Annotated in this window: 25 protein-coding genes and 1 pseudogene; all 26 read right to left on the reverse strand. The window is 67.5% G+C overall.

Annotation, left to right across the window (positions count from 1 at the left end):
- Positions 1-421, reverse strand: a 421-nt coding sequence (fliJ, locus tag ABB28_RS05555; RefSeq protein ID WP_425479527.1) for a flagellar export protein FliJ, incomplete at its 3' end; no start/stop codon positions are given.
- Positions 418-1803 carry a FliI/YscN family ATPase gene (locus ABB28_RS05560; RefSeq protein ID WP_057507691.1) on the reverse strand — a complete coding sequence of 462 codons (1386 nt, stop codon included), beginning with the start codon at positions 1801-1803 and terminating at the stop codon, positions 418-420. The genes ABB28_RS05560 and fliJ, both read right to left, overlap by 4 nt.
- Positions 1800-2432, reverse strand: a complete 633-nt coding sequence (locus ABB28_RS05565) for a FliH/SctL family protein (RefSeq protein WP_057507692.1) — start codon at positions 2430-2432, stop codon at positions 1800-1802. The genes ABB28_RS05560 and ABB28_RS05565 overlap by 4 nt, the downstream gene beginning before the upstream one ends.
- The gene (fliG, locus tag ABB28_RS05570) at positions 2429-3430 is read right to left on the reverse strand and encodes a flagellar motor switch protein FliG (protein ID WP_042615421.1); all 1002 of its coding nucleotides are present in this window, start codon (positions 3428-3430) and stop codon (positions 2429-2431) included. The genes ABB28_RS05565 and fliG overlap by 4 nt, the downstream gene beginning before the upstream one ends.
- A complete protein-coding gene (gene fliF, locus ABB28_RS05575; RefSeq protein WP_057507693.1) occupies positions 3423-5063 on the reverse strand; it encodes a flagellar basal-body MS-ring/collar protein FliF in 1641 nt (546 codons plus the stop codon). The genes fliG and fliF overlap by 8 nt, the downstream gene beginning before the upstream one ends.
- A gap of 12 nt (positions 5064-5075) precedes the next feature.
- The gene (gene fliE, locus ABB28_RS05580; protein WP_057507709.1) at positions 5076-5444 is read right to left on the reverse strand and encodes a flagellar hook-basal body complex protein FliE; all 369 of its coding nucleotides are present in this window, start codon (positions 5442-5444) and stop codon (positions 5076-5078) included.
- Between the two features lie 143 nt (positions 5445-5587).
- A complete protein-coding gene (locus ABB28_RS05585) occupies positions 5588-6031 on the reverse strand; it encodes a hypothetical protein (protein ID WP_245625293.1) in 444 nt (147 codons plus the stop codon).
- Between the two features lie 216 nt (positions 6032-6247).
- The gene (locus tag ABB28_RS05590; protein ID WP_057507694.1) at positions 6248-7729 is read right to left on the reverse strand and encodes a sigma-54 dependent transcriptional regulator; all 1482 of its coding nucleotides are present in this window, start codon (positions 7727-7729) and stop codon (positions 6248-6250) included.
- A 1-nt stretch (position 7730) separates the two neighbouring features.
- Positions 7731-8102: a response regulator gene (locus ABB28_RS05595; RefSeq protein ID WP_057507695.1), complete on the reverse strand. Its 372-nt coding sequence runs from the start codon at positions 8100-8102 to the stop codon at positions 7731-7733.
- 12 nt (positions 8103-8114) lie between these two features.
- Positions 8115-9524 (reverse strand): RNA polymerase factor sigma-54, encoded by a 1410-nt coding sequence (gene rpoN / locus ABB28_RS05600; RefSeq protein WP_057507711.1) that lies wholly within the window; start codon positions 9522-9524, stop codon positions 8115-8117.
- 250 nt (positions 9525-9774) lie between these two features.
- On the reverse strand, positions 9775-10407 hold the full coding sequence (locus ABB28_RS05605; protein WP_057507696.1) for a response regulator: 633 nt from the start codon (positions 10405-10407) through the stop codon (positions 9775-9777).
- Positions 10408-10507: 100 nt separating this feature from the next.
- On the reverse strand, positions 10508-11086 hold the full coding sequence (locus ABB28_RS05610) for a PilZ domain-containing protein (RefSeq protein WP_057507697.1): 579 nt from the start codon (positions 11084-11086) through the stop codon (positions 10508-10510).
- Positions 11083-11382 (reverse strand): hypothetical protein, encoded by a 300-nt coding sequence (locus ABB28_RS05615; RefSeq protein WP_057507698.1) that lies wholly within the window; start codon positions 11380-11382, stop codon positions 11083-11085. Before ABB28_RS05615 ends, ABB28_RS05610 begins: the two co-directional genes overlap by 4 nt.
- A complete protein-coding gene (fliS, locus tag ABB28_RS05620; protein WP_057507699.1) occupies positions 11379-11798 on the reverse strand; it encodes a flagellar export chaperone FliS in 420 nt (139 codons plus the stop codon). Before fliS ends, ABB28_RS05615 begins: the two co-directional genes overlap by 4 nt.
- A 109-nt stretch (positions 11799-11907) precedes the next feature.
- Positions 11908-13254 carry a flagellar filament capping protein FliD gene (fliD, locus tag ABB28_RS05625; RefSeq protein WP_057507700.1) on the reverse strand — a complete coding sequence of 449 codons (1347 nt, stop codon included), beginning with the start codon at positions 13252-13254 and terminating at the stop codon, positions 11908-11910.
- Between the two features lie 241 nt (positions 13255-13495).
- Positions 13496-14350, reverse strand: coding sequence for a flagellin (locus ABB28_RS05630; RefSeq protein ID WP_425479528.1), 855 nt, complete (start codon positions 14348-14350; stop codon positions 13496-13498).
- Positions 14327-15064: pseudogene (locus ABB28_RS18355) on the reverse strand (flagellin N-terminal helical domain-containing protein); the annotation flags it as partial. The pseudogene ABB28_RS18355 and the gene ABB28_RS05630, both read right to left, overlap by 24 nt.
- Positions 15065-15299: 235 nt before the next feature.
- Positions 15300-16790, reverse strand: a complete 1491-nt coding sequence (locus tag ABB28_RS18480; protein WP_057507702.1) for a flagellin — start codon at positions 16788-16790, stop codon at positions 15300-15302.
- Positions 16791-16854: 64 nt separating this feature from the next.
- The gene (flgL, locus tag ABB28_RS05640) at positions 16855-18063 is read right to left on the reverse strand and encodes a flagellar hook-associated protein FlgL (protein WP_057507703.1); all 1209 of its coding nucleotides are present in this window, start codon (positions 18061-18063) and stop codon (positions 16855-16857) included.
- Positions 18060-19940, reverse strand: coding sequence for a flagellar hook-associated protein FlgK (flgK, locus tag ABB28_RS05645; RefSeq protein WP_057507704.1), 1881 nt, complete (start codon positions 19938-19940; stop codon positions 18060-18062). The genes flgL and flgK overlap by 4 nt, the downstream gene beginning before the upstream one ends.
- 8 nt (positions 19941-19948) lie before the next feature.
- Positions 19949-21142 carry a flagellar assembly peptidoglycan hydrolase FlgJ gene (flgJ, locus tag ABB28_RS05650; protein WP_057507705.1) on the reverse strand — a complete coding sequence of 398 codons (1194 nt, stop codon included), beginning with the start codon at positions 21140-21142 and terminating at the stop codon, positions 19949-19951.
- Position 21143: 1 nt separating this feature from the next.
- Entirely contained in the window at positions 21144-22262 is a 1119-nt protein-coding gene (locus tag ABB28_RS05655) for a flagellar basal body P-ring protein FlgI (protein ID WP_083491951.1), read from the reverse strand.
- Positions 22263-22273: 11 nt separating this feature from the next.
- On the reverse strand, positions 22274-22966 hold the full coding sequence (gene flgH, locus ABB28_RS05660) for a flagellar basal body L-ring protein FlgH (protein WP_042615436.1): 693 nt from the start codon (positions 22964-22966) through the stop codon (positions 22274-22276).
- Between the two features lie 13 nt (positions 22967-22979).
- Positions 22980-23765 (reverse strand): flagellar basal-body rod protein FlgG, encoded by a 786-nt coding sequence (flgG, locus tag ABB28_RS05665; protein ID WP_057507707.1) that lies wholly within the window; start codon positions 23763-23765, stop codon positions 22980-22982.
- 133 nt (positions 23766-23898) lie between these two features.
- Positions 23899-24648, reverse strand: a complete 750-nt coding sequence (locus ABB28_RS05670; RefSeq protein WP_057507708.1) for a flagellar basal body rod protein FlgF — start codon at positions 24646-24648, stop codon at positions 23899-23901.
- Between the two features lie 35 nt (positions 24649-24683).
- A partial coding sequence (locus tag ABB28_RS05675; RefSeq protein WP_152983402.1) for a flagellar hook-basal body complex protein occupies positions 24684-25148 on the reverse strand: 465 nt, incomplete at its 5' end.

The following is a 25148-nucleotide window of genomic DNA, read 5'->3' on the forward strand; positions in this document are numbered from 1 at the left end:
GTGGAAGCCGAGCGCGCGCGCCTGCTGCTGGCCAGCCGTGACAAGCAGGTGCTCGAACAGCTTGCCGCCAGTTATCGCGCGCAGGAACAGCAGGTGGTGGAAAAGCGCACCCAGCGCGAAATGGATGACCTTGGCGCGCGCGCTCGGCTTCCACCTTTTCGCGGTTGCTGTCCACGGTCTGGCTCTGCTGGCTGACCGCGCTGTCCAGCCGGTCCAGGAAGGCACGCCGGTTCAGCAGCTGCGCCGGGCTGGTGGCGGCCATCTGGGCGTTGGCGTACTCCTCGGCATAGCGGCGCAGTTCGTCCAGCCGCGACAGATGGGTATCGAGCGTGCGCTGGCGCTCGGCCAGGTCGCGGGCGACGGTGTCTTCCTTTTCCTGCGCGCGCTTGAGCAGCGGGTCGATGCGCTTGGACTGCATCATGCGGGATTCTCCGGTTCCACCAGGCGCTTCAACGCAGCCTGGCTGTGGGGCAGGTCGGCGGCCTTGGCCACGTCCTGGCCGAGGAATTCGACGATCTCGGGCCAGCGCTCCAGCGCCTCGTCGGTGGCCGCGTCGTTGCCACGCTGGTAGGCGCCGATGGCGATCAGGTCGCGGTTGGACGAATACGCCGATACCAGCCGCTTCAGCTTGCGGATGCGCAGGCGCCACGGCTCGTCGGCGATCTCGGTGACCACGCGGCTGACCGACGCTTCCACGTCGATGGCCGGATACAGGCCGCTGTCGGCGACCCGGCGCGACAGCAGGATGTGGCCGTCCAGGATGGCGCGCGCCGCATCGGCGATCGGATCCTGCGGATCATCGCCTTCGGTCAGCACGGTGTAGAACGCGGTGATCGAGCCACGGCCCTTGGCGCCATTGCCGGCGCGTTCCACCAGCGCAGGCAGCTTGGCGAATACCGACGGCGGGTAGCCGCGGGTGGTGGGCGGTTCGCCGACCGACAGGCCGATCTCACGCTGCGCCTGCGCGAAACGGGTCAGCGAATCCATCAGCAGCAACACGTTCAGGCCCTGGTCGCGGTACCACTCGGCAATGGCCGTTGCGCGGTAGGCGCCGTGCAGGCGTGCCAGCGGCGGGCGGTCGGCCGGCGCGGCCACCACCACGGCGCGGCGCAGGCCTTCTTCGCCCAGCGTGGATTCGACGAAGTCGCGGACTTCGCGGCCACGCTCGCCGATCAGCCCGACCACGATCACGTCGGCCGAGGTGAAGCGGGTCATCATGCCGAGCAGGGTGGACTTGCCGACGCCGGAACCGGCGAACAGGCCGACGCGCTGGCCGCGTCCGATCGGCAGCAGGGCGTTGATTGCGCGCACGCCTACGTCCAGCGGCTGGGTGATGGGTTCGCGCGAAAGCGGATTCATCGAGACGCCGGCCATGCCGACCGAGCCCTCGGCGCGGATCGGGCCCTTGCCGTCCAGCGGCACCCCGTCGCTGTCGATGACGCGGCCGAGCAGGCCTTCACCCACGTCCACGCCGCCGCCACGCCGCAGCGAGGGCACCACGCGGGCGTTGGGCAACAGGCCGTGCAGTTCGGCGCTGGGCATCAGGTAGGTACGTTCGCCGGCGAAGCCGACCACTTCCGAATCGACCCAGCCGCCATCCACTTCCACCTTGCAGCTGGCGCCGAGCGGGGCCTCGCAGCCGACCGCTTCGAGGGTCAGGCCGACGGCGCGGCGCAGCACGCCTTCGCGGATCAGCCCGCGTCCATGCAGGGTGTCGAAATTCAGGGCGTCCAGGCGCGCGCCCAGGCGCAGGTTGCGTGCGCCGGTCCATTCCGGCGGCAGCGGGAGGTCGAGCGTGCTCATGACGCGCTCCCGACCTGGCGCATGACCTTGTCCAGCGCGCCGCGCAGGCGGGCTTCCAGGGTGCCGTCGATGCGCACGCTTTCGGCATGCACGCGCAGGTCGCCGCGGCTCAGCGCGGCATCGGGGACCAGGCGCTGCTGCGGCGACAGGGTGAGCAGCGGCGACAATGCCGCGATGTCATCCGGGTGCAGGCGCACTTCGACATCACGGCTGCTGGTGCCGACCGCATCCACGCCTTCGGCGACCAGCTGCGCCAGCAGTTCCGGATCGGTCTGGTAAGCGCGGCCGACCAGGGTGCCGGCGATGCGCACGGCCAGTTCGCCAAGGGCCGCGACGGCCTCGTTTTCCAGCCGCACCAGCGGCCGGCTGAAGTTGTCCAGGATGCCTTCCATCTGCGCGACCACGCGGCGCACTTCCGCCTGTCCCTGGGCATAGCCTTCGGCATGGCCGTGGGCGAACCCTTCTTTCTCGGCGGCGTCCTGGATGGCCTGGATCTCTTCCAGCGTGGGCGGCTGCAGGATCGGTTCGGGTTCGATCTCCGGCTCGTCATGCAGGGCCTGCTCGTCGAGCAGCAACTGCGTGGCGGCCAGCAGGTCGGGCGCATTCCAGCGGATGGCGGTGGTGTTCACAGCATCGCCTCCGCGCTGCCGCCCAGGGTGACCGTGCCCTCATCGGCCATGCGCTTGACGATGGCCAGGATCTCGCGCTGCGCGCCTTCCACGTCGGACAGGCGCACCGGACCGCGTGCTTCCATGTCTTCCAGCAGGATTTCGGCGGCGCGCTGGGACATGTTGCGGGTGATCTTGTCGCGCACCCGGATGTCGGCGCCACGCAGGGCCAGGCCCAGCCGTTCGCCGCTTACCTCGCGCAGTACCAGCTGCATTTCGCGATCGTCCAGGTCCACCAGGTCGTCGAACACGAACATCATTTCCTGGATGCGGCCGCTCAGCGAAGCATCCACGCGGGCGATCTCGCCCAGGATCACCTGGTCCTGGCCGCTGTCCATGAAGTTGAGGATGTTGGCCGCCACCTGCACGCCACCGATGTTGGACGACTTCAGGTTCTGGTTGCCGGCGAACTGACGCTCCATGATTTCGTTCAGCTCGTTCAGCGCGTTCGGCGGAATGCCGTCCAGGGTCGCGATGCGCAGCAGCACGTCCACGCGGGTGCGTTCGGGCAGCAGCTTCAGCGCATCGGCGGCCTGGTCGGTTTCCAGGTGGGCCATCACGATGGCGATGATCTGCGGGTGCTCGTTGCGCACCAGGTCGGCCACTGCGCGCGGATCCATCCACTTCAGCGCGTCCAGTCCGGTGGTGTTGCGGCCGAGCAGGATGCGGTCGATCAGGCTGTTGGCCTTCTCGCTGCCCAGCGCCTGCACCAGCATGTTGCGGATGTAGTCGTCCGATCCCACGCCCAGCGAGGTCTTGGACATCAGTTCGTTGTTGAAGCTGTCCATCACCCCTTCGACCTGCTCGCGGGTGACGTTGCTCATGGTCGCCATGGCGATGCCGATCTTCTGCACCTCCTTGGGTTCCATGTGGCGCAGCACGTCGGCGGCTTCCTGTTCGCCAAGCGACAGCAGCAGGATCGCGGCGCGCTGCACGCCGTTGAGCTGGGCCTCACTCATGGGCCACCCAGCCCTTGACCACCTGGGCCACGCGCTTGGAGTCGGTTTTCACTGATTCGCGTGCCATCCGCAGTCGTTCTTCGTAAGAGTCCACCGGCAGCGCCAGCGGTACGCCACCCAGGCTGGCGCGGTCGCGTTCCAGTGCCGGCAGGTCCATGTCATCGTCCACCAGCTGCACATCGGCGGTCAGCGGATCCTGGCCGAGCTGCGCCGGCTTCGGGCCATTGCCGCTGATCGCGCGCAGCGCCGGACGCAGCACGCCGAACAGCAGCGCCAGCACCACGATGGCGCCGAGCAGCAGGCGCAGGCCGTCCTGCACCCACGGCAGTTCCCACCAGTTCGGGCCTTCCACCGGGGTCACTTCGCGCACGAACGGGGCATTCATCACCGACACGGTGTCGCCGCGCTCGGCGTTGAAGCCGACCGCCTGCTTGACCAGGCCTTCGATGCGGGTCAGCTCGGCCGCCGACAGGGCCTGTTCGGTCATCTTGCCGTTGGCGCCGGGGCGCGGCACGTTGTCCAGCAGCACCGCCACCGAAACGCGTTCGATGCGGCCACCCGGTTGCCGGGTGTGCTGCAGGGTGCGGTCCAGTTCGTAGTTGCGCGTGGCATTGCGCGAGGTTTCCGTCGGCGCGGCTGCCGTCGCTGCCGGCGCCGGCTGGCCGGGCGGGGCATTGCTGGCCGCACCCGGCACACCCTGCGGGCCGGTGGTGCTGGTGGAATTCTCGCTGGTCTGTTCGCTGCGGACCTTGGCCGGCTCGCCGTTGTACAGCTCGCGCGCCTCTTCGGTGGTGGAGAAGTCCATCGCCACGGTCACTTCCGGCTTGACCCGGCCGGGGCCGGTCATCGGCTCCAGCAGCTCGCGGATGCGCTGGTTGAACGAGGTTTCCTGGCGCCGCACCTGTTCGAACTGGGCGGCATTGAGCGCCGCTTCGCTGTTCGGATCGGACACGCTGAGCATGCGACCGCTCTGGTCGACCACGGTGACGCGTTCGGGGGTCAGGTCGGGGATGCTGGCGGCGACCATGTGCACGATCGCATCGACCTGGCCGCGTTCCAGCTGCTGGCCGCCGCGCAGTTCCAGCACCACCGAGGCGCTGGCTACGTCGCGCTGGCGGGTGAACGCGCTGGGCTTGGGAATGGCCAGGTGGACGCGGGAATCACGCACCGGGCGCAGCGTGTTGATGGTGCGCGACAGTTCGGTCTCCAGCGAATGCTGGTAGCGCGCGCTTTCCACGAACTGGCTCACGCCGAAGCCGGGATCGCGCTCCATCAGCTCAAAGCCCAGCCGACCGCTGTCGGTCAGGCCGGAACTGGCCAGCTTCAGGCGGGCATCGTGCAGGTTCTTCTCCGGCACGGTGATGCCACCGGTTGCCGCGTCCAGTTCGAACGGGATCTGCGCGGCGCGCAGCAGGTCGGTCGCTTCGGCGGTCGCCTTCTGGTCCAGGCCGGTGTACAGCGGCACCATGCCCGGTTTCTGCGACCAGAAGAACACGGCCAGGCCGGCGGCGACGGCCACGGCGATCATCGCCATCAGGCCCAGACGGCGGGCGATCTGCAGGCTCTGCAGGCGATCAAACCACTGCCCGGCCTTTTCGCCGTTCAGTGCTTCCTTGGAAAGGGTCAAGGCCATCGCAGGTGATCCTTACAGCGGCATGTTCATCACGTCCTGGTAAGCCTGGACGAGACGGTTGCGGACTTCCACGGTGGCGCGGAAGGCGATCTGGGACTGCTGTGAAGCGACCATGACCTTGGCCAGGTCTGCACCCGGCACGCCCAGTTCGAAGTCGCGGGCCAGCGCGCCGGACTTGGCCTGCGCCTCATTCACTCCGGACAGGGCGCCGCGCAGGGTGTCGCTGAAACTGGCAGGCGCGGGCGCGCCGATGCTGCCCGGGGCTCCGGTCGGGATCGCATTGGTGCGCGGCATCTCCCCCAGCGGGCTGGCCAGAGGCTGCGAGGCCTGGGTCTGGAAGCTGCGGATCTGCGAAAGGATCGAGGTGACGGAGTGGGTCATGTGGCGCGATTCCATGGAGCGGGAACAAGGAGGCTTGCCCCGGTGCTCATGCAAGTGCCGTGCCGGAATCGCTGAGTGGTTCAGCTGCCATGCGGGCAGGCGATGACGGAAACCCGGCGCCGGGTTTCCGCCTCGCTGCCGCGTCAGCGCGGCTGCAGGGTCCAGGTGCCACCGTTCTGGCGGCGCCGCGGTTCGATCGGGCCGTCGAACTGGGTGAACACGAAGCGCCCCTGCAGGTCGGTGCGGCAGGTCAGCACCAGCTGGTAGTGGCTGTCGCCGGCTTCGAAGGCTTCATGCATGTCGACGACCGCGATGTTGTCGGCCATGCGCCGATAGGCGTAGCTGCCATGGAAGCGCAGGCGCGTGCCGAGCACGCTGAGCAGGTAGCGGTTGCCCGAGAAATCCACGCGGACCATGCGTCCGGCGTTCGGATTGTCCGGGCGCCAGGTGGGGTCGCTGAGATTGGTGAAGCGACGGCCGTCGATATGCTCGGGCAGTCTGCAGCCGGGTTCGGCCGTGTAGGGGGCGGCGTGCGCGGCGGGGAGCAGGGCGGTGGCCAGCAGGAGAAGGCAGACAGGAGTGCGCATGGAGGTGCTCCGGCAGGACGGAGTTTCCAGCGTGCGCCACGAGCAGAGGCGTGGCTTCAAGAAAAGCCCCAAACCGCGGGTAGGCAATTATCGGTAGTGACGGCCGCCCTATCTGGTGGGTGACGACCGTTGGTCGTCACGCGGTTGCCTTCGCCGCTGCGCTCGCCGAGCGTGGCTCGGCGCTACCCAGGCTGCCGGCGTTACCCGGCATCCCGGTCAGCCGGTCAGTTCCGGCTGGTCGCGTTCGATACCGTACTTGCGCAGCTTTTCCACCAGCGTCGTGCGACGCAGGCCGAGCAGCTGGGCCGCATGCGCGACCACGCCCTGGGTGCGTTCCAGCGCCTCGTGGATCAGCGCCAGTTCGATGGTCGCCATGTGGTTGCGCAGGTCCAGTCCATCATCCGGCAGGCCGGCCGGAGGAGTAGGCGGCGGCGCATGGCCCTGGCCGGGCGCATGGAAGGAGAAGCTGCGCAGGTCCAGCCGCTCTTCGCCGGCCGCGGGGGCGTCCACCACGCTGGCGACCGCTACCGCAGGCACCGGCAGGTCGGCCCGATAGCGCACCGGCAGGTCCTGCACGCGCACGGTGCCACCGGGATGCAGCACGGCCAGGCGCTCGACCAGGTTGGTCAGTTCGCGCACGTTGCCCGGCCAGGCGTAGGTGGCCAGCGCCTGCAGCGCCTCGGCGGCGAAGCGGACTTCGCCACGGCCGGTGCGTGCCAGCTGGGAGGCGATGTTCTCGGCCAGCATCGGCAGGTCTTCGATGCGCTCGCGCAGCGCCGGTACGTCGATCGGGAAGACGTTGAGCCGATAGAACAGGTCCTCGCGGAACTTGCCGTCGGCAATCCGGCTTTCCAGGTCGCGATGGGTCGCGGCGATGACGCGCACGTTGCAGCGGATCGTCTCGTTGCCACCGACGCGCTCGAAGCTGCGTTCCTGCAGCACGCGCAGCAGCTTGACCTGCATCGGCAGGCTCATGTCGCCGATTTCGTCCAGCAGCAGGGTGCCGCCCTCGGCCATTTCGAAACGGCCCTTGCGCGTGCTCAGGGCGCCGGTGAACGCGCCTTTTTCGTGACCGAACAACTCGCTTTCCAGCAGGTCGGGCGGGATCGCGCCGCAGTTGATCGCCACGAACGGTCCATCGCGGCGCGGTGAGCGCTGGTGGATCGCGCGCGAGACCACTTCCTTGCCGGTGCCCGATTCGCCGAGCACCAGCACGGTGGTGTCGAAGGCGGAAACCTGTTCGATCATCTGCCGCAGTGCGATCACGGCCGGCCCGCTGCCGGTGGGGCCCTGTTCCTGCACGGCGCCGGCCTGGTGTTCGGCATCCAGCCGCTTCAGGCTGGCACGGCGCAGCAGCGCTTCCATCTGGGCGTGGCGCAGGGGCGCCTCCAGCGACCAGATATTGGCTTCATGCATGCCGTGCTGGCGCGCGAACGCCTGTGCATCACCGTCGATCAGCAGCACCGGCGGTGGCAGGCTGCTCTGGCCGAGCCACTGGAACAACGCAGTGCTGGCATCGTTGTCGTCCAGCGCACCGACGATCACCGCCATCCAGTCGTTCTGGCGATAGCGGCCGGTGGAAAAATCCGCCGCGTCGGCTACCCAGCGCGGGTTGAAATCCATGAATTCCAGCAGGGCGACGGTGTGCTCGGCGCGGACGGCGTCATTGTCCAGCAGCAGGATCCGTGACTCGCTCATTTCAGTTTCCCTTCAACCCTTCCAGGATCGGCATGACTTCCTGGATATAGGACAGCTTGCTGACGAAATTGTCGGCGCCGGCGCGCAATGCGTGCTCGCGGTGTTCGGCATCGTCGAAGTGGCTGGCGATCACGATGTACGGGGCATCGTCCTGCGACTTGATCAGGCGGGTGGCCTGCAGGCCGCCCATTTCCGGCATCGCCAGGTCCATCAGCACCACCTGCGGGCGCAGGCTTTCCGAACGCTCGATGGCTTCCAGTCCGTTGCCGGCGCTGCCGACCACGGCCAGCCAGTCGACCTTGCGGAAGTGGCGCATGGCGGCGTTGATGAAACCCTCGTGGTCGTCGACCAGCAGCACGGTGAGCTTGTCCATTCCAGTATGTCCTCAGCCCACCCGGGCCATCAGCGGTTGCCGGACCACCTGCCGGCGGCGCTCGCGCGCCGGGGCGATATCCAGTTGTTCCCGGTATTTTGCAACGGTCCGGCGCGCAATGTTCACCCCTTGCCGTGCCAGCAGGCCGGCGATGGCCTCGTCGGCCAGCGGGCGGCCCGCCGGTTCGGACTCGATCAGCCGGCGCACCATGGCTTTCACGGCCGCCCCGGAGACGCTGGCCCCTTCCAGCCGCACGGCGAAGAAGTGCTTGAGTTCGAAGGTACCACGCGGGGTCTGCAGGTACTTCCCGGTGGTGATGCGCGAAACGGTGGATTCGTGCATGCCGATGGTATCGGCCACTTCCTTCAGAGTCAGCGGGGCCATGGCCTCGTCGCCGCGGGTCAGGAAGGCGGCCTGGCGTTCGACGATCACCCGCGCGGTGCGCAGCAGGGTGTCGTGGCGCATCGACAGGCCGCGGGTCAGCCAGCGCGCCTCGGCCAGCATTTCGCGCATGGCCGGGCTGGCGTCGGGGCAGTCGGCCAGCGCCTGTTCGTAGTCCCGGTTGATGCCCACCCGGCGGCTGCTGCGGCTGTTCAGCGCCACGCGCCACTGGCCGTCGGCGTGCCAGGCGCTGACATCGGGCACCACCACCGCGTTGCGCTCGGGCAGCAGGCTGTCGCCGGGCCGCGGCTGCAGGGACAGGATCAGCCGGACCGCTTCGTGCACGTCGGCTTCTTCACTGCCATGGGCGGCGGCCAGGGCGGGGTAATCGTGGCTGGCCAGCAGCTCCAGCGATCCACCCAGGATGCGCCGTGCCAGGTGGCGCGCGGCCACGGCGCCGGGCAGGGCGTCCAACTGGGCCTGCAGGCATTCACCCAGGTCCTGTGCAGCCATCCCGGCGGGGTCGCCCTGCAGCAGGCGCTGGCGGATGGCTTCCAGTTCTTCGGCCGGCACGTCCAGCCGGGCGCTGCCCAGCAACTGCAGCTGCGCCAGCGGGGACTGCAGGTAGCCGGCGTCGTCGCAGTGTTCCAGCCAGAAGGCGGCGATGCCCAGTGCGCGCTCGTCCAGTTCCAGCGCCAGGCCCTGCAGGATGCGCAGGTGCGGATCGCTGGACTGCCCGGCGGCGATGCGCGCCATGCGGTCCTCGTCACCGTCCTGCCAGCTGGCGCCGGGGATGTCCCACATGCCGCTCTCGGGCAGCTCGTCGAAGGCGGCCGCATCGGTGGCCGCATCCTCGGCGCCACCGGCTTCGGCCACGCTGTCGCGGACGTCCTCGATTTCCAGCAGCGGGTTGCTGTCCAGGGCGCGCTGGATTTCCTGTTCCAGCTGCAGGCCATCGAGCTGCAGCAGTCGGATCGACTGCAGCAACTGCGGCGTCAGGTGGAGGTTCTGGCCCAGCTGGACATTGAGTGCGGCTTTCATCTGCATTCCCCTGCGCCATCCCCGACGCGTTATGGAACACATCTTGCTTGTTGGCTGGGGTAGGGGAAATCGGGGGGTTCCTGAGCGCGCTAGGGCCCACCCTGACCCATTGTCAGGAAAATCCCTACGGCACAACGGATTTCCGTCGCGGAGACGGGTGCAAGTGACTGATCCTCGGTGACGACCGGGCCCGCCATCGCAGCAATCCCGACGCGCGGTGGCCGCAGCGTCGGAAAAGCGTCGTCGTCCGCTATTCCAGATCGTTCTGGTGGCGCGCGGCCAGCAGCACCAGGTCGTTGGCGCGACGGCAGCCCAGCGATTCCATCATCCGGGCACGATGGGTTTCCACGGTCTTGACGCTGATCCCGAGGTCGGCCGCCATTTCCTTGTTGCTCTGTCCGCTGCCGATGCGCCGCAGGATTTCGCGCTGGCGCGGGGACAGCGCCGCCACGCCCACCGGCTTCTCCCGTCCCAGCATCGGGGCGAGCATCTTTGCCGAAATCTGCGGGCTCAGGAAAACCTGTCCGGCATGCGCTGCGCGCAGGGCCAGTTCCAGTTCGCCAGGCGCGGCATCCTTGACCACGAAACCCACCGCGCCGCGATCCAGGGCGTCGCGCACGTGGGCGACGTCATCGTGCATGGTCATCATCACCACGCGCGAACCCGGGGCCCGCAGGCGGATATCGCTCAGCGCTTCCAGGCCGGTGCGGCCGGGTAGCGACAGGTCCATCAGCACCACGTCGGGCGCATGGTCGAGCGTCTGCTGGAGTGCCTGTTCAGCATTGCTGGCTTCGGCCACCAGCTGGACGTCGGCGAATCCCTGCAGCAGCCGCCCAAGGCCAGCGCGGACAAGGGTGTGGTCGTCGACGATCAGAACGCGCAAGGTGAGCAACTACAGGCAGGGAAGCGACCACCATAGCGGACCGGGACCGGGCAGCCAATAGCGACAGGCGCGTACAGCGACGGCCATCCCGTATTGCGCCTCAGCGGTGACGTCGGGCGTCGGCGATCTGTCGGCGGTGCAGGCGGAACAGATGGCGTTCCAGGGCCATTTCCAGCCCGTCGCCGAGCTCGTCGAAACGCAGCCACAGGTAATGGCCGCCCGCCCCATTGGCCGCTTCGGCCAGCACCTGCACGGGCAGGTCGATGTGGTCGGGGAGCCAGTCGCTGGGCTGCAGGCGCACCGTGCCGGCGCTGCCTGCGACCGCACCACTGCGGGGCCCCAGCTGCAGGCGGATGCCGCGTCGCGACCAGCGCAACGGACGCAGGGGCAGGGCATCGGCCTGCTGGCGCACCAGCCGGCCGACCAGCAGCAGCACCAGGTCCAGCTTGGCTTCGATGCGCTGCTGGCCGGGGCTGGCTTCGCCGCGGTCGTCCTTGTCCTCGCCGCGTCCGTCTTCCACCAGGCCGATGCTGCGCAGCAGCTGTTCGGCCACGCTGGCGCGCACGCCGCCGCTGCCGCGCAGGAAGTCCGCGGGCAGGTCCACGTCGCAGCTCAGCGTTTCGTCGAACAGCTCGCTTTCTGCGGGGTGGTGGATCTGCGGCGCGGCGGGCGTATTCATGCCAGCGATTCTGCCTTCAGGTAGGCATGCGCGGCGCGAAGGGAGCGCTTGCCGTGGTTGATGTGGGCAGCGGCTTCATCGCGCAGCTGCACCATGCGGCCCATCACCCGCTGCTGGTGGGCGAGCAGCGCACGGATCGCCTCGTCGGTGGGGCGTTCGATGCTCAGTGAAAGTGCGGCGACGGCCTGCAGGTGCTCGGCCATCAGGCGTTCGCTGCCTTCATGGTCGCCGCTGGGCAGGTGTGCTTCCAAGGTCTCCAGCGAGGCGTGCAGAGGCTGCAGCACCAGGGCGCTCATGGTGCGCCTGCGCCGCGGATCTGGCGCTGGTCGCCGGGGATGGCGTTCCAGGCCGAATCGATCTCCATCATCAGGTTCAGGGCATCCTTCAGCGCAGCCGGGTCATTGTGCAGGTTGCCTTCGGTCAAACGTACGATCACGAACTCGTACAGCGCCGAAAGGTTGGCGGCGATCTCACCGCCGGCCTCGTGGTCCAGTGACCCGTCAAGATGACCGACGATGGAACAGGCTTCGCCGATCGCCTTGCCCTTGCGTGCCTGGTCACTGCGCTGCAGCGCGGCTTCCGCGGTGCGGATGCGCTCGCAGGCACCGGCCAGCAGCAGGGCCACCAGCTTGTGCGGATCGGCGTCGACCACCGAAGTGCTGACGCCGACCTTGCGGTACTGCTCGGCGAACTGCCGGTTTGTGCCGTACATGTATTTCTCCTGGGGTCCCATGGTGCGTGCGGTCCCGGAGACGGGCGACGCGCGATGGCACCAGATGTTTCATTTGATATCGGCCCGGAGGCCGACGAACTTGAGTCGATCAGCTGTTGCTGAGCAGTTGCGAGCTGAGCGAGCCGCTCGCGCTCTGCATCTGGGCGACCATTTTTTCCATGGCGGTGAACTGCTTGGTGTAGCGATCGCTGACCTTTTCCATCCGCGCATCCAGGTCATCAAGCTGCTTTTCAAGCGCCTTGATTTCCTTGTTGATCGAGTTGGTGCGCTGCACGAGCGTGCCCGTGGTGGTGTCCAGGTTGCTCTTCAGCAGGGCGGTCATCGACTTGCCGATGCTGCCTTCAGCGCCGAACAGCGCCTTCACCGCTTCCGGGTCCTTGCCGATCGCGGTATCGAGCTTGCCCGCGTCCAGGCTCAGGGTGCCGTCTGCGGCGATGGTCATGCCCATCGCCTTGAGGTCATTGACGTTGGCGCTGAGCGAACTGCGCAGCTGCTGCTGCAGACCGCGCACCATCGCATCGCCGGTCAGCGTGGAGGCCGTGCCGGTCTCGGCGTTGTAGGCGCTGGAGGACTTCAGCGTGCCCTGGATGGCGTTGTAGGCGCTGACGAAGGCGTTCAGGTTTGCCTTCAGCGCCGTGTTGTCCGGGGTCAGGGTCAGGGTCTGCTTCTCACCCTCCTTGGCCTTGGTCAGCGTCAGGCTGATGCCAGGCACCAGGTCGGTGATGGTGTTCGAACTGGAGGTGCGGGTGAAGCCATCCACCACCACCACCGCGTCCTGCGCTGCGACCATTTCGGTCAGTTTCGAGGTGCCGGCCGGATCGTGGACCAGCTCGGACAGGCCGCCGTTACCGCCGCTGGTGCTGATCGTCAGCGCGCCCTTGGTGCCCGAATCCACCGCGCTGAGCACGAGGTGCTGGCCATCATCGGCGGTCACGATGGCCGCGGTGACGCCTTTGCCGCCGGCGGCGGAGTTGATTGCCGCAGCGACCTCCGACAGCTTGGCGCCAACCGGAATGGTGACATTGATCGTCTTGTCACCATGGCCGATGCTGAGCGTGCCATCGCCGATGACGGCGTCCTTTTCATAGGCCTTGGAGCTGAGCTTCTGGCTCTGCGCCAGTGTTTTGACCTCCACTTCGTGCGTGCCGGCCGCGGCTTTGCCGGCCGTCGCAGCGGTATCCAGGGTGGCGGTGAAGTTCGACTCGGTTGGCGTACTGGGCTTGATGCCTGGCGCGGCGGCGCCTTTCACCAGCGCGGCCAGCGCAGTCTGCAGACTGGTCATGCCATTCTTGATGCTGCCCAGTGCGGATACTTTCGCCGTGGCGGCGGTTCCCGCTGTATTGATCTGGTTCTGGCGCGGCGCACGCTCGCTGGCAACCAGCTGGGAGACCAGGGTAGGAATGTCGAGGCCGGAACCAATGGTGCCGAGGGACATGGAGAGATCCTTTTACGAGGACGGCACGCGCCGATGCCATGCATCTGCTATCGGCCGTGGTCGGGCAAGCTTGAGCGCGGTTGCGCTGCCCCCTTGATGCAAGCTCCATGCCACCGCGGCGGTAGTGACGGCCGCTGGCCGTTGTGGGTGACGACCGTTGGTCGTCACGCTCTCACATCCACACAAACGAAAAGGGGGCTTTCGCCCCCTTTCCGGTCCTACCTGTTGCCTGGCTGCTGGATCAGCGCAGCAGGCTCAGCACGTTCTGGCTGGACTGGTTGGCCTGGGCCAGCATCGCCGTACCGGCCTGCTGCAGGATCTGGTTGCGGGTCAGTTCTGCGGTTTCCGAAGCGTAGTCGGTATCGCGGATGCGGCTGCGTGCAGCGGACATGTTCTCCGAGGAGGTGCTCAGGTTGGCCACCACCGAGGTGAAGCGGTTCTGCACGGCGCCGAGGTCGGCGCGGGCGGAGTTGATCGAGTCCAGTGCAGCGTCCATCGCCTTCAGTGCGTTGTCGGCACCGGCAACGTCGGAGATGTCCAGGTCGTCAAAGCCGGTGTCGGCAGCGCCGGCGGCCCAGGCAGTGCCCACGGCGCTGGCGGCGGTGGAGCCTGCAGTCAGGCCGGTCTGGGCCAGCAGGCCGGCGGCATCGGAGCCACCGCCGGCAGCCACGGTGACGTTGCCATCGGCGCCGGTCAGGACCAGCTTGCCCGAATCCAGCGAAGCGGAAACGCCGGTGTTGTAGCTCTGGGCGTTGATCGACTTGACCAGCTCGTCAGCGCGCTGTGCCGAGCTGCCGGCTTCGCCGAAGTTGATGGTGGCCGAACCCTTCGAACCGGTCAGGGTGAAGCTGCCCGAGGAGAAGGTGTTCGGACCGGCGGCGCCGCCAGCCGCTGCCGCGGTTACGGCGACGTCCGCGTTGATCGGACCGCCCGTGCCGGCGATGGTTACGGCAGCGCCTGCGTTGCTGATCGCGCCCGTCGTGCCGTCGACCGTGAGGCCGGTAGCGCCGCCTACGGTGGCATTGCCATTGATCGCCGTCGCGATGTTTGCAAGCAGCTTGGCCGAGGCGTCAGTCTGGCTCGTGCCGTCGGTCACGCCGGTGACGTTGACCGTGGTACCGCCCACGTCCACGGTGAAATCAGCGTAGGAGAACACGCCGGCGGCCTCCGTCGCGGCGGCAAACGTGGCGCTGGAGATGGTGCCGGTACCCGGGGTAGCGGCACCGCCGCCTGCGCCTGCTGCGCCGGCCGGAGCCGCGCCGGTCATCTTGGCGGCGGTGTCGACCTTGTTCCAGTTGCCCAGCGATGCGATGTTCGCATTGGCGATCTGGGCGATGTCGATGGTCTGGCCCTGGTTGGCGCCGATCTGGAAGGACTGGCTCTGGAAGCTGCCGTCCAGCAGCTTGGTGCCGTTGAAGTTGGTCTGCTCGGCCACGCGCTGGATTTCAGCCTTCAGCAGCTGCACTTCGGAGTTCAGCGCCTGGCGGTCCGAATCGGAGTTGGTGGCGTTGCGGGACTGCACGGCCAGCTCGCGGATGCGCTGCAGGTTGTTGCCGATCTCGCCCAGGGCGCCTTCGGCGGTCTGTGCCAGCGAAATGCCGTCGTTGGCATTGCGCGAGGCCTGGTTCATGCCACGCACCTGGGTGGTGAAGCGCTCGGAGATGGCCAGACCGGCCGCGTCGTCCTTTGCGCTGTTGATGCGCAGGCCGGAGGACAGGCGCTGGATCGAGGTGGCGAGGCTGTTGCCGCTGGTGCCCAGGTTGCGCTGTGCGTTGAGCGACATGGTGTTGGTGTTGATGACTTGTGCCATGGTGCGGTTTTCCTTTTTGGCAGTGGGTCCGGCAGATCAGCCTGGCCGGTAACGGGGGCAGTGGATGGGCGCCCCGAAGGGGTGTGCTGCCGCTGCTGAAATCAATAACGGCACTGCCTGCCCAGCCTTTAGCCACAAGTCAATTATTTTTTCGCTGGGGTCGACTCTGGAATGGAAAAAAGGCCCCGCCAGTTGCCTGACGGGGCCGTTGGGTGCTGCGCTACCAGGTCTCTCGTTACGACTGCAGCAGGCTGAGCACGTTCTGCGGCGCCTGGTTGGCCTGGGCCAGCATCGCCGTGCCGGCCTGCTGCAGGATCTGCGTGCGGGTCAGTTCGGCGGTTTCCGTTGCATAGTCGGTATCGCGGATACGGCTGCGCGCGGCCGACATGTTCTCCGAAGAGGTGGTCAGGTTGGCGATGGTCGAGCTGAAGCGGTTCTGCACCGCGCCCAGATCCGCGCGCGAGGAGTTGATCGAGGTCAGCGCCGCATCCATCGCGTTCAGTGCGTTGTCCGCGCCCAGCGTGGACGTGATGTCCAGGTCGGCAAAACCAGACTTCGGCCCGCCGGCGGCCCATGCACTGCCGATGGCGGCGCCCGCCGTGGTACCTGCGGTCAGGCCTGTCTGTTCGGTCAGCGTCGCGCCGCCGGCGAGGGTGAAATCGCCGTCCTGCGATGCCAGCAGCAGGCGGCCATTGCTGTCCAGCGAAGCGGTCACGCCCGTGTTGTAGCTCTGGTCGTTGATCGACTTGACCAGATCGCTGGCACGCTGGCCTGCACCACCGGCAGCGGCGAAGTTGATCGTCGCGGTGCCTTTCGCGCCGGTCAGGGTGAAGCTGCCGGCAGAGAACGTTGCAGCGCCACCGGCGCCCTGCGCCGCGACCGTCTGCGATGCGACGCCGTTGGAGAACGTATCCACGACGACGGCGGCGGCGCCCGCATTTTCAAGCGCCACATTGTTGCCATCTGCACTTGCAAGGCCCGGGCGCACGCTGTTGATCTGCGTGGCCACTTCCGCTGCCAGTCCGGCCGCATCACGCGCACCGTCTGCCGCAACGGTCACTTCGGTGCCATCCACTTCGAAGGTGAAGCCAGCAGTGGGATCGGTCGCGGCAGCCAGGTTCAGCGTCGCCACGCCCGGTCCCGCGGCGCCGCCACCACTGCCGACCGGTGCGACGGCGGTGAACAGTGCCGAGGTATCCACCTGGTTCCAGTTGCCCAGTTCCTTGATGTTGGCATTGGCGATCTGCGAGATGTTGATCGTCTGGCCCTGGTCGGCGCCGATCTGGAAGGCCTGGTTGGTGAAGCTGCCGTCCAGCAGGTTGGTGCCGTTGAAGTTGGTCTGCTCGGCCACGCGCTGGATTTCAGCCTTCAGCAGCTGCACTTCGGCGTTCAGTGCCTGGCGGTCGGAATCGGAGTTGGTGGCGTTGCGTGCCTGCACGGCCAGCTCGCGGATGCGCTGCAGGTTGTTGCCGATCTCGCCCAGCGCGCCTTCGGCGGTCTGCGCCAGCGAAATGCCGTCGTTGGCATTGCGCGCGGCCTGGTTGATGCCGCGGATCTGGGTGGTGAAGCGTTCGGAGATCGCCAGGCCCGCCGCGTCGTCCTTCGCACTGTTGATGCGCAGGCCCGATGACAGGCGCTGGATCGAGGTGGCCAGCGAGTTGCCGCTGGTGGAAAGGTTGCGCTGGGCGTTCAGCGACATCGTGTTGGTGTTGATGATCTGTGCCATGGGGCGTCTCCGTGGGTTGCTCGGGTCTGTTGGTAGAGGCGCGCTTCGGGCGCCCGGATGAAGGTCAGCGGATACTGTTGAACAAGGACATCGCCTGCATCTGGCTGAAGATCGTCTGCGCGGCCTGCAGGGCCGCGTTTTCGAGCTTGTACTGGCCGATGGCATCGGCGTAATCCAGGTCGCGCAGGGTGGAAAGGGTGGTCTTTACGGTTACGGCGGTGGCGTCGCGTGCGCTGGCGGCGTCGTCGATGGCGGCCAGCTGCGCACCGCCCTTTGCGCGTGCATCGATCATGTTTTCCGAGGCACGCGTGATGTCACGCATGCTCGACTGCAGCAGGTTCTGCATACCGGTGCGGTCGGCTGCGGTCTGCGGGTCCGATTCCAGTGCGCCGATCAGTTTGTCCATCGTGGCGAAGATGTCGCGCGAGCTGGAGGCCACCACGTCGAAGCTGTCACCGGCGGCCGGTGCCCCTTCGATGCGCAGGCGGACGCCGCCGACCACGATGTCTTCGCCCTTGGTGTGGGTGCCGGTGGCCACCACCGTGCCGGTGTCGTCCAGCACCTCGTAGGCGCCTGCGCCGGCGGCGGTGAAGCGCACGTTGAGCGCGCCGCCGTCCCAGTCCGCGCTGCCATCGCGGCTGACCGAGGTCAGCAGGCCGCTGCCGGTGTTGCCGATCGCCGCGCTGCCATCGACCACGCCGTCGCCGGTGCGGATGCGCATGAAGATCTCGCTGCCGGGCAGGGCGTCGTTGACCAGCTGGCCCGGCGCTACTTCCACCTGGCGCTGGGTCTGGTCACCGACATAGCTGACCGTGCCGCCGGCCTTCAGGAACGGCGCGTCCGAATCGTTGCTGCCGCCGAACAGGTAACGGCCACTGCCGTCCTTGCTGTTGGCCAGCGACAACAGGCTGTCCTGGATGGTCTTCAGCTCACTGACGATCGCCTTGAGGTCGGTATTGCCCGGCACCGGCGTGTTGGCCTGGATGCTCAGCTCCACCGCGCGGGTCATCAGTTCATTGGCCTGGGCCAAGGCGTTTTCCTGCAGGCCCAGGCGGTTCTGCGCGTTGTTCGCGTTCTTGCCGAGCTGCTCCAGCCCGGCCACCACGCGGTCCAGCCCGACCGCGGTGCCGGCGGCGACCGGATCGTCCTTGGCCGACACGATCTTGCTGCCGGTGGCGATCTGCTGTTCCAGGTGGTTGATCTTGGACTGCTTGCCCAGCATCAGCGAAACCGACTGGCTGAACATCATCCCGGTGGAAATACGGTCATTCATCGCGAGACGGCTCCGAGGATGGTCTGGAACATGGTGTCGGCGGTGGAAATCAGCTGCGAGGCGGCCTGGTAGGCCTGCTGCAGGCGGAGCATGTCCGCCGCTTCTTCGTCCAGGTTGACCCCGGATACCGAATCCCGCGCCGCCTGTGCCTGGTCGGTGATCACCTGCTGCGCATCCAGCGAGTACTGCGCCGAACGTGCGGCCGCGCCGACCTGCGTGGTCAGCCCACCCAGTGCGCCGTTGAGGGTGACGGTGCCGCTGTTGAAGGTCTTGGCGTCTTCCACCTTGGCCAGCGCCAGCGCGTTGCTGTTGTCCGACGAACCAGCACCTACCGGGGTGATGTTGAAGGTGTCACCCGGCTTGGGCGCGCCATCGAGCACGAAGCTCCAGCCGTTGGCGGTGATCGTCTGGCCGGCGGTATAGGCGAACGGGCCGGCACCGTCGATCGTGTACTGGCCTGCGCTGGTGAACACGATCGCGGCCGGATTGCGCAGCGCTGCATTGCCGGCGTCGGCTACCTTGACGTCGGTCAGCTTGCCGGTACCGGTGTTGGCGGTGGCCGCCGCGCCCTTGATCGGCGCCGCCGCGGCCAGCCGCGACGGGTCGGTGATCGCCACGCTCATGCTGCCGGCCACGTTGGCGGTCGGCTGCAGCAGGAAACGGTCATTGGCCGCCGGGGTGCCACCGACCACCATCTGCACGCCGTTGATCACCAGCGGATCGGCGGCGCTGCCGCTGCCGGTCAGTGGGATGGCCGCACCGGTATCGGCGCGGTTGGCCTGCCACTGGGTCCCGTCGAAACGCAGCACGATGTTCTGCGCATCCAGCTTGGACAGGTCGCCGAAGCTGGCCTCGATGGTCGCACTGCCGGTATTGGCGGTGTTGTTGGTGATGCGCGGGCTGCCGATGTTGAACAGGTCGGTGCCCATCTGCCCGTACAGGTCCACGCCGTTGCGATGGGTGTCGTTGAAGGTGGTCGCAAGACCCACCGCCAGCTTGCCCAGTTCGGCCTGGGCCGGGGTCAGCACGGTTTCGCGGAACTCCATCAGCCCGCCCACCTGGCCGCCCAGTGCCTTCGGATCCAGCACCACCTTGGCGCCCTGGGTTTCCAGCGCCAGCTGCAGGCGCTCGGGCTGGTAGGCATCGGTGACCGTGGTGATCCTGCTGGCGGTGCTGCCCACCACCAGCGCCTGGCCACCGGCGGTGTAGACGTTCATGAAGCCACCGTCCTGGATCACCGCGTTGCCGCCGGTGTAGCCCACCAGGCTGGAAATCAGCTGGTCACGGCGGTCCAGCAGGTCCGGTGCGGCGTTGGCGGCATTGCTGCCGATGGCACCGTTGATCTGCGCCACTTCCGCAGCCAGGCGATTGATCTCGGTGGCGGCCGCGCTGATGCCGTTGTTGACCTCGCTGTTGAGGCTGTCCAGGCTGGTGTTGAGCTGGCGGAAGCGGTTGGCCAGCGTGTTGGCGCTGTCCAGCACGTTCTGGCGGTCGGCGGTCGCCGAAGCGTTGGACGACAGTCCGCTGACCGAATCGAAGAAGTTCGACCACACCCCGGCGACGTTGGTCGAGGCATCGGAGAACAGCGAATCAACGCGGTCGGCCATGGTCGACAGCTGCTTCAGCCGGGCCAGTTCGCCACTGCCGTCGAGCAGGCGCGAGATCGCCAGCTGGTCGGCGACGCGGCGGATGTCGGCGATGCGGGTGCCGTTGCCAACGGTCCCATAGCCCATCTGCTGCGGATCGGCGGTGGCGAAGTCCACGCGCTGCCGGCTGTAGCCAACGGTATTGATGTTGGCCACGTTGTGGCTGGTGGTGGCCAGTGCACGCTGGAAGGCGAGCAGGGCACTGGTACCGGTAGAAAGCACGCTGGTCATGGGGGTCCTCAGCGACGGGCGATGCCCAGCGCTGCCTGGGCAGTGCTGGCGAAGGTGCGACCCAACTGCGCGCCGGCGTCGCCGATGGCGGCTACCGCGCGTTCGATGGTCGGGCCGCCAGCGATGCTGGCGATCTTGTTGGCATACGACGGGTCGGTCGCATAACCGGCCTGCTGCAGCCCGCGCGCGAAGCCGCGCACGTCGGTGCCGGCTTCCAGTGCCTTCTGGTAGCGCGGGTTGCTCTTCAGCAGGCGCACGTAGTCGGCGAAGCTTTCCGCCGGCGAGCTGTAGCTGCGGAAGCTGGCGGTTTCGTTGCGGCGTGCGCCGTTGACGTATTCGTGGGTGCCCACGGTGGCGCGGTCGCCGCTCCAGCCGGTGGCCTTGATGCCGAACAGGTTGTGCGAGGTGCGGCCATCGCCATGGGTGATCTGGCGCTTGCCCCAGCCGGTTTCCAGCGCGGCCTGCGCAACCAGCGCGCGGGCATCCACGCCCAGCTCCTTGGCCGCGGTCTGCGCGTGCGCCCAGATGCCGGCGACGAAGCCTTCCGGGGTGTGCGAACCCAGGCGGGCAACGGCCGAGCTGCTGGCCAGGGTATCGATCGCCGACGGACCGGTGCCGCGGTTGGTCGACGTCGCCGCCCACTGGTCTTCGGCCACCACCGGAGCGGGCGCGGCCAGGGACTGCGCGGCATACGGATCGCTGCTGCCCAGTGCCTGGTGCATGCTGCTGCTGTCGCGCCCGGCGATCAGGTCCAGAGTCTGCTCCATCGGCTGCAGCAGGCGCGGGGAGGTGCCTGCGGCCATCTGCTGCAGCATGCGCACGGCCTGGTCGGCATCTTCCAGCGGCATCGCCGGCGCTTCCGCGGCCGGGGCATTGAGCTGGTAGGCACGGCTGGCTTCGGTGGCGTTGATCCGCCCGTCCAGTGCCGGGCCTTCCGCCGCAGCGCCGGAAAGCTGGCGGCTGATCACCGCCGACAGCCCCAGGCCTTTGCCGCGGGTCATCGACTCGGCGATCTTCTGGTCGTACATCTCGCGGAACATGGTGTTTTCGCCGGGGAACAGCGAGTCACCGAAACTGGCATCGCGCATGCTCTTGACCAGCATCTGCGCGAACTGCCCTTCAAGCTGGCGCGCGACCTTGTCGACCTGGGCCGGATCGTTGCGCTGCGAAGGATTGAGTTCGAAGGATGGCTGGATGCGCATGTCAGATCACCTCGAGCTCGGCGCTCAGCGCGCCGGCCTGCTTGAGCGCTTCCAGGATGGCGATCAGGTCACCCGGGGCGGCGCCCACGGCATTGACCGCATGCACGATTTCATCCAGCGAGGTGCCGCCGTTGAACTTGAACATGCGGCTGCCGTCGTTGGTGGCGGTGATGGTGGACTGCGGGGTCACCACGGTCTGGCCGCCGGCCAGCGCATTGGGCTGGCTCACGTTGGTGCCTTCCTGGATGGTGACCGTCAGCGAGCCATGCGATATCGCCGCGGCGCCCACGCGGACCTGCTGGCCGATCACCACGGTGCCGGTGCGCGAGTTGACCACGACCTTGGCCGATGCCGCGCCCGGGGTGAGTTCCAGGCTTTCGATGCGGGCCAGCAGGCCGATGCGTGCGCCCGGATCGCTCGGCGCGTTGACCGCGACGGTGACCCCGTCGACGGCACGGGCGCTTCCCTCGCCGAAGGCGTTGTTGAGGGCGGCGACCATCCGCGAGACGGTGGTGAAGTCATTCTTGTGCAGGTTCAGGGTGATCTCGCCGGCTGCGCCGAACACATCCGGCAGCGCGCGCTCCACGGTGGCGCCGTTGGGGATGCGGCCGACGCTGGGCACGTTGACCGACACCCGGGAGCCATCGCGGCCCTGTGCGCCGAAACCACCGACGATCAGGTTGCCCTGGGCGATCGCGTAGACCTGGCCGTCGGCACCCTTCAGCGGGGCCATCAGCAGCGAACCACCGCGCAGCGACACCGCATTGCCGATCGAGGAGACGGTGATGTCGATCGGCTGGCCCGGCTTGGCGAACGGCGGCAGCTCGGCATGGATCGCCACGGCCGCGACGTTCTTCAGCTGCGGATTGACGTTCGCCGGAACATTGACGCCCAGTTCGCCGAGCAGGTTCTTCAAGCTCTGCACGGTGAACGGGGCTTGGCTGGTGCGGTCGCCACTGCCATCCAGGCCGACCACCAGGCCGTAGCCGACCAGCGCGTTGCCACGCACGCCGCCAACCTGGGCCAGGTCCTTGATGCGTTCGGCATGCGCCGGCAGCGCGGCGCTGGCAACGGCCAGGGCAGCGATCAACAGGCGGGCGGGAAGGGAGTGGAGGTTCATGGCAGGCATGCTCAGAACGGCGCCAGGCCGGAATTGAAGAAGCGGCTCAGCCAGCCCATGGCATTGGACTGCGCCACTGCGCCACGTCCGCCGTAGACGATGCGGGCATCGGCCACGCGGCTGGAAGGGATGGTGTTGTCCGGCGCGATGTCGGCCGCGCGCACGATGCCCTGCACCTGCACCAGTTCATCGCCCTGGTTGAGCCGCAGGTTCTTCTGGCCCTGCACCACCAGGTTGCCGTTGGGCAGGCGCTGCATCACCGTGACCGTCACGTTGCCCTGCAGGCGGTTGCTCTGTGCGCTGTTGCCCCGGCCGGTGAAGTCACGCGAGCCATTCGCGGTTGCCGACAGGATGTCCTTGCCGCCCAGCGTGACCGGTGCGCCGAAGATCGTCGGCGTGCCGATGGCCAGCTCCGATTCCTTGCTGGTGGCGGTGTTCGCGCTCATCTGTGCCTGGGTGTTTTCCAGCAGGGTGATCGTCAGCAGGTCGCCGACATCGCGTGCGCGGCGGTCCGAATACAACTGCAGCGACGGACCGGCGGCGTAGATCGCCCCGGCCGTTGCCTGGGCCTGCGGCGGCATCACCGGCTGCACCGGCGCGAGGGCCGGGTAGGGGCGCACGTCGCCGGCGATCACGCAGCCGCCCAGCAGCGCGATGGCGGCGGCAGCGAAGGTCAGGCGGGCGAGGGAAGCGGCTGGCAGCATGATGGCGGTCCGATCAGACGTTGTTGTTGAGGTAACCGAGCATCGAGTCGGTGGTGGAGATGGCCTTGGCGTTCATTTCGTAGGCGCGCTGGGTTTCGATCATCGAAACAAGCTCTTCGACCACGTTGACGTTGCTGCCTTCCAGTGCACCCTGGACCACGTTGCCCAGGCCGTTGAGGCCGGGATTGCCGTTCTGTGCCGGACCGGACGCGGTGGTCTCCAGGTACAGGTTCTCGCCGCGCGACTGCAGGCCGGCCGGATTGATGAAGTCGGTCAAGGTCAGCGCGCCGATTTCCACCGTCGCCGCGTCATCGGCCATCTTCACGCTGACCGTGCCGTCGCTGCCGATGGTCAGGGTCTGCGCGCCTTCCGGGATCTGGATGCCGGGCTGCACCGGGTAGCCGCTGTTGGTGACCAGCTCGCCGTCCTGGTTGACCTTGAACGAGCCGTCGCGGGTGTAGGCCGAGCTGCCGTCGGGCATGGACACTTCGAAGAAGCCGCGCCCATTGACCATCACGTCCAGGGCGCGCCCGGTCTGCTGCTGGCTGCCCTGTTCGAAGTTCTTTGCCGTTGCCACCACGCGCACGCCGGTACCCAGCTGCAGGCCGGTCGGCAGCTGGGTCTGCGCCGAACTGGCACCACCGGGCTGGCGCACCTGCTGGTACAGCAGGTCCTCGAAACTGGCACGGTCCTGCTTGAAGCCGGTCGTGTTGGTATTGGCGAGGTTGTTGGACACCACCGACATGCGCGTCTGCTGCGCGTCCAGTCCGGTCTTGGCGATCCACAGTGCCTGGTTCATGGTCGGTTCCTCTGCGTGGTGTCCGGCCCAGCGGGGCGGGGCAGGTACCTGCGAACGCTCGCAGGTGCTTCACCAGGGGTACTGCAAGCGGCGTGCCATTGCGGCGCGCCGGTATTCCGTCGTCGGCGTGGACTCAGCCGTTCAGCCGCAGCAGACTATTGGCGCTGCGTGCGTTTTCGTCACCGTGCTTGATCACCTTGACCTGCATTTCGTACTGGCGCTGCAGCTGGATCATCTGCACCAGCGCACCGGCGGCATCGACATTGCTGCCTTCAAGCTGGCCGCTTTCCAGTGCCTTGCCCTGGGTCTGCACGAACGGCTGCTGGGGATCGGTGTTGCGGAACAGGCCGTCCAGCCCACGCTCCAGCCGTGCGTCCTCGGCGGCCACCACTTTGATCCGGCCGATCACCGCCATGGTCTGCGGGCCCTCGCCCAGCGGGATGATCGAGATGGTGCCGTCGTTGCCGATCTCCATCGCCTGGTGCGGCGGAATGGCGATCGGGTTTTCGTTTTCATCCAGCACTGCATGGCCACCGGCGGTGACCAGCTGGCCGTTCGGGGTCAGCGACAGCGCCGCACCGCGGGTGTAGGCCTCGCCACCGCCCGGCGCCTGCACGGTCAGCCAGCTGCCGGCCTGCAGGGACAGGTCCAGCGGATTGCCGGTGATGTGCTGGGCACCGACGCGGCGGTTGAAGCCGGCATCGACATGGATCGCATCCACGCGCGAGGCGAAGCCTTCGCCGCGGATCGCGAAGGCTTCGGTATTGGCCAGCGCTTCCTTGAAGCCGGGCGTATCGGTGTTGGCGATGTTGTGCGACACCGTGCCCTGCGCCTGCAGGGAGGCGCGGGCACCGGTCATCGCGACGTAGAGGGCCTTGTCCATCGGGGGAGCTCCGTGCTGGGGTCAGCCGGCCATCATCAACGGATGTTGATGATGGTCTGGGTGACCTGGTCCTGGGTGCTGAGCATCTGCGAATTGGCCTGGAAGTTGCGCTGGGCCACGATCATGTTCACCAGCTGCTCGGTGAGGTCCACGGTCGAGGATTCCAGTGCACCGGCCTGGATCTTGCCCAGGTCCGAAGAGTCCGGCGCGGACGTGCGCGGCGAGCCCGATGCGAAGGTTTCCACCCACATGTTGTCACCGGTCGACTGCAGGCCCTGGGCGTTGTTGAAATTGGTCAGTGCGACCTGGCCGAGTGCCTTGTCATCGCCATTGGAATAGCGCGCGAACACCACGCCCTGCTCGGAGACGCTGATCTCGTTGAGCTTGCCCGACGCATAGCCGTCCTGCTGGAAGTTGCGCAGCGCGAACTTCTCGCCGTACTGGGTGGAGCCGGCCACGTCCAGGGTCAGGTTGAGCTGGCCGGCACCGGTGCCGGGGGT

The sequence above is a fragment of the Stenotrophomonas chelatiphaga genome, from assembly GCF_001431535.1.
GTDB lineage: Bacteria > Pseudomonadota > Gammaproteobacteria > Xanthomonadales > Xanthomonadaceae > Stenotrophomonas > Stenotrophomonas chelatiphaga.

Coding starts and splice junctions, on each gene's coding strand:
- ABB28_RS05560 (WP_057507691.1), bottom strand. CDS start 1,803: ATGAGCACGCTCGACCTCCCGCTGCCGCCGGAATGGACCGGCGCACGC.
- fliG (WP_042615421.1), bottom strand. CDS start 3,430: ATGAGTGAGGCCCAGCTCAACGGCGTGCAGCGCGCCGCGATCCTGCTG.
- fliF (WP_057507693.1), bottom strand. CDS start 5,063: ATGGCCTTGACCCTTTCCAAGGAAGCACTGAACGGCGAAAAGGCCGGG.
- fliE (WP_057507709.1), bottom strand. CDS start 5,444: ATGACCCACTCCGTCACCTCGATCCTTTCGCAGATCCGCAGCTTCCAG.
- ABB28_RS05585 (WP_245625293.1), bottom strand. CDS start 6,031: ATGCGCACTCCTGTCTGCCTTCTCCTGCTGGCCACCGCCCTGCTCCCC.
- ABB28_RS05590 (WP_057507694.1), bottom strand. CDS start 7,729: ATGAGCGAGTCACGGATCCTGCTGCTGGACAATGACGCCGTCCGCGCC.
- ABB28_RS05595 (WP_057507695.1), bottom strand. CDS start 8,102: ATGGACAAGCTCACCGTGCTGCTGGTCGACGACCACGAGGGTTTCATC.
- rpoN (WP_057507711.1), bottom strand. CDS start 9,524: ATGAAAGCCGCACTCAATGTCCAGCTGGGCCAGAACCTCCACCTGACG.
- ABB28_RS05610 (WP_057507697.1), bottom strand. CDS start 11,086: ATGAATACGCCCGCCGCGCCGCAGATCCACCACCCCGCAGAAAGCGAG.
- ABB28_RS05615 (WP_057507698.1), bottom strand. CDS start 11,382: ATGAGCGCCCTGGTGCTGCAGCCTCTGCACGCCTCGCTGGAGACCTTG.
- fliS (WP_057507699.1), bottom strand. CDS start 11,798: ATGTACGGCACAAACCGGCAGTTCGCCGAGCAGTACCGCAAGGTCGGC.
- fliD (WP_057507700.1), bottom strand. CDS start 13,254: ATGTCCCTCGGCACCATTGGTTCCGGCCTCGACATTCCTACCCTGGTC.
- ABB28_RS18480 (WP_057507702.1), bottom strand. CDS start 16,790: ATGGCACAGATCATCAACACCAACACGATGTCGCTGAACGCCCAGCGC.
- flgL (WP_057507703.1), bottom strand. CDS start 18,063: ATGAATGACCGTATTTCCACCGGGATGATGTTCAGCCAGTCGGTTTCG.
- flgK (WP_057507704.1), bottom strand. CDS start 19,940: ATGACCAGCGTGCTTTCTACCGGTACCAGTGCCCTGCTCGCCTTCCAG.
- flgJ (WP_057507705.1), bottom strand. CDS start 21,142: ATGCGCATCCAGCCATCCTTCGAACTCAATCCTTCGCAGCGCAACGAT.
- ABB28_RS05655 (WP_083491951.1), bottom strand. CDS start 22,262: ATGAACCTCCACTCCCTTCCCGCCCGCCTGTTGATCGCTGCCCTGGCC.
- flgH (WP_042615436.1), bottom strand. CDS start 22,966: ATGCTGCCAGCCGCTTCCCTCGCCCGCCTGACCTTCGCTGCCGCCGCC.
- flgG (WP_057507707.1), bottom strand. CDS start 23,765: ATGAACCAGGCACTGTGGATCGCCAAGACCGGACTGGACGCGCAGCAG.
- ABB28_RS05670 (WP_057507708.1), bottom strand. CDS start 24,648: ATGGACAAGGCCCTCTACGTCGCGATGACCGGTGCCCGCGCCTCCCTG.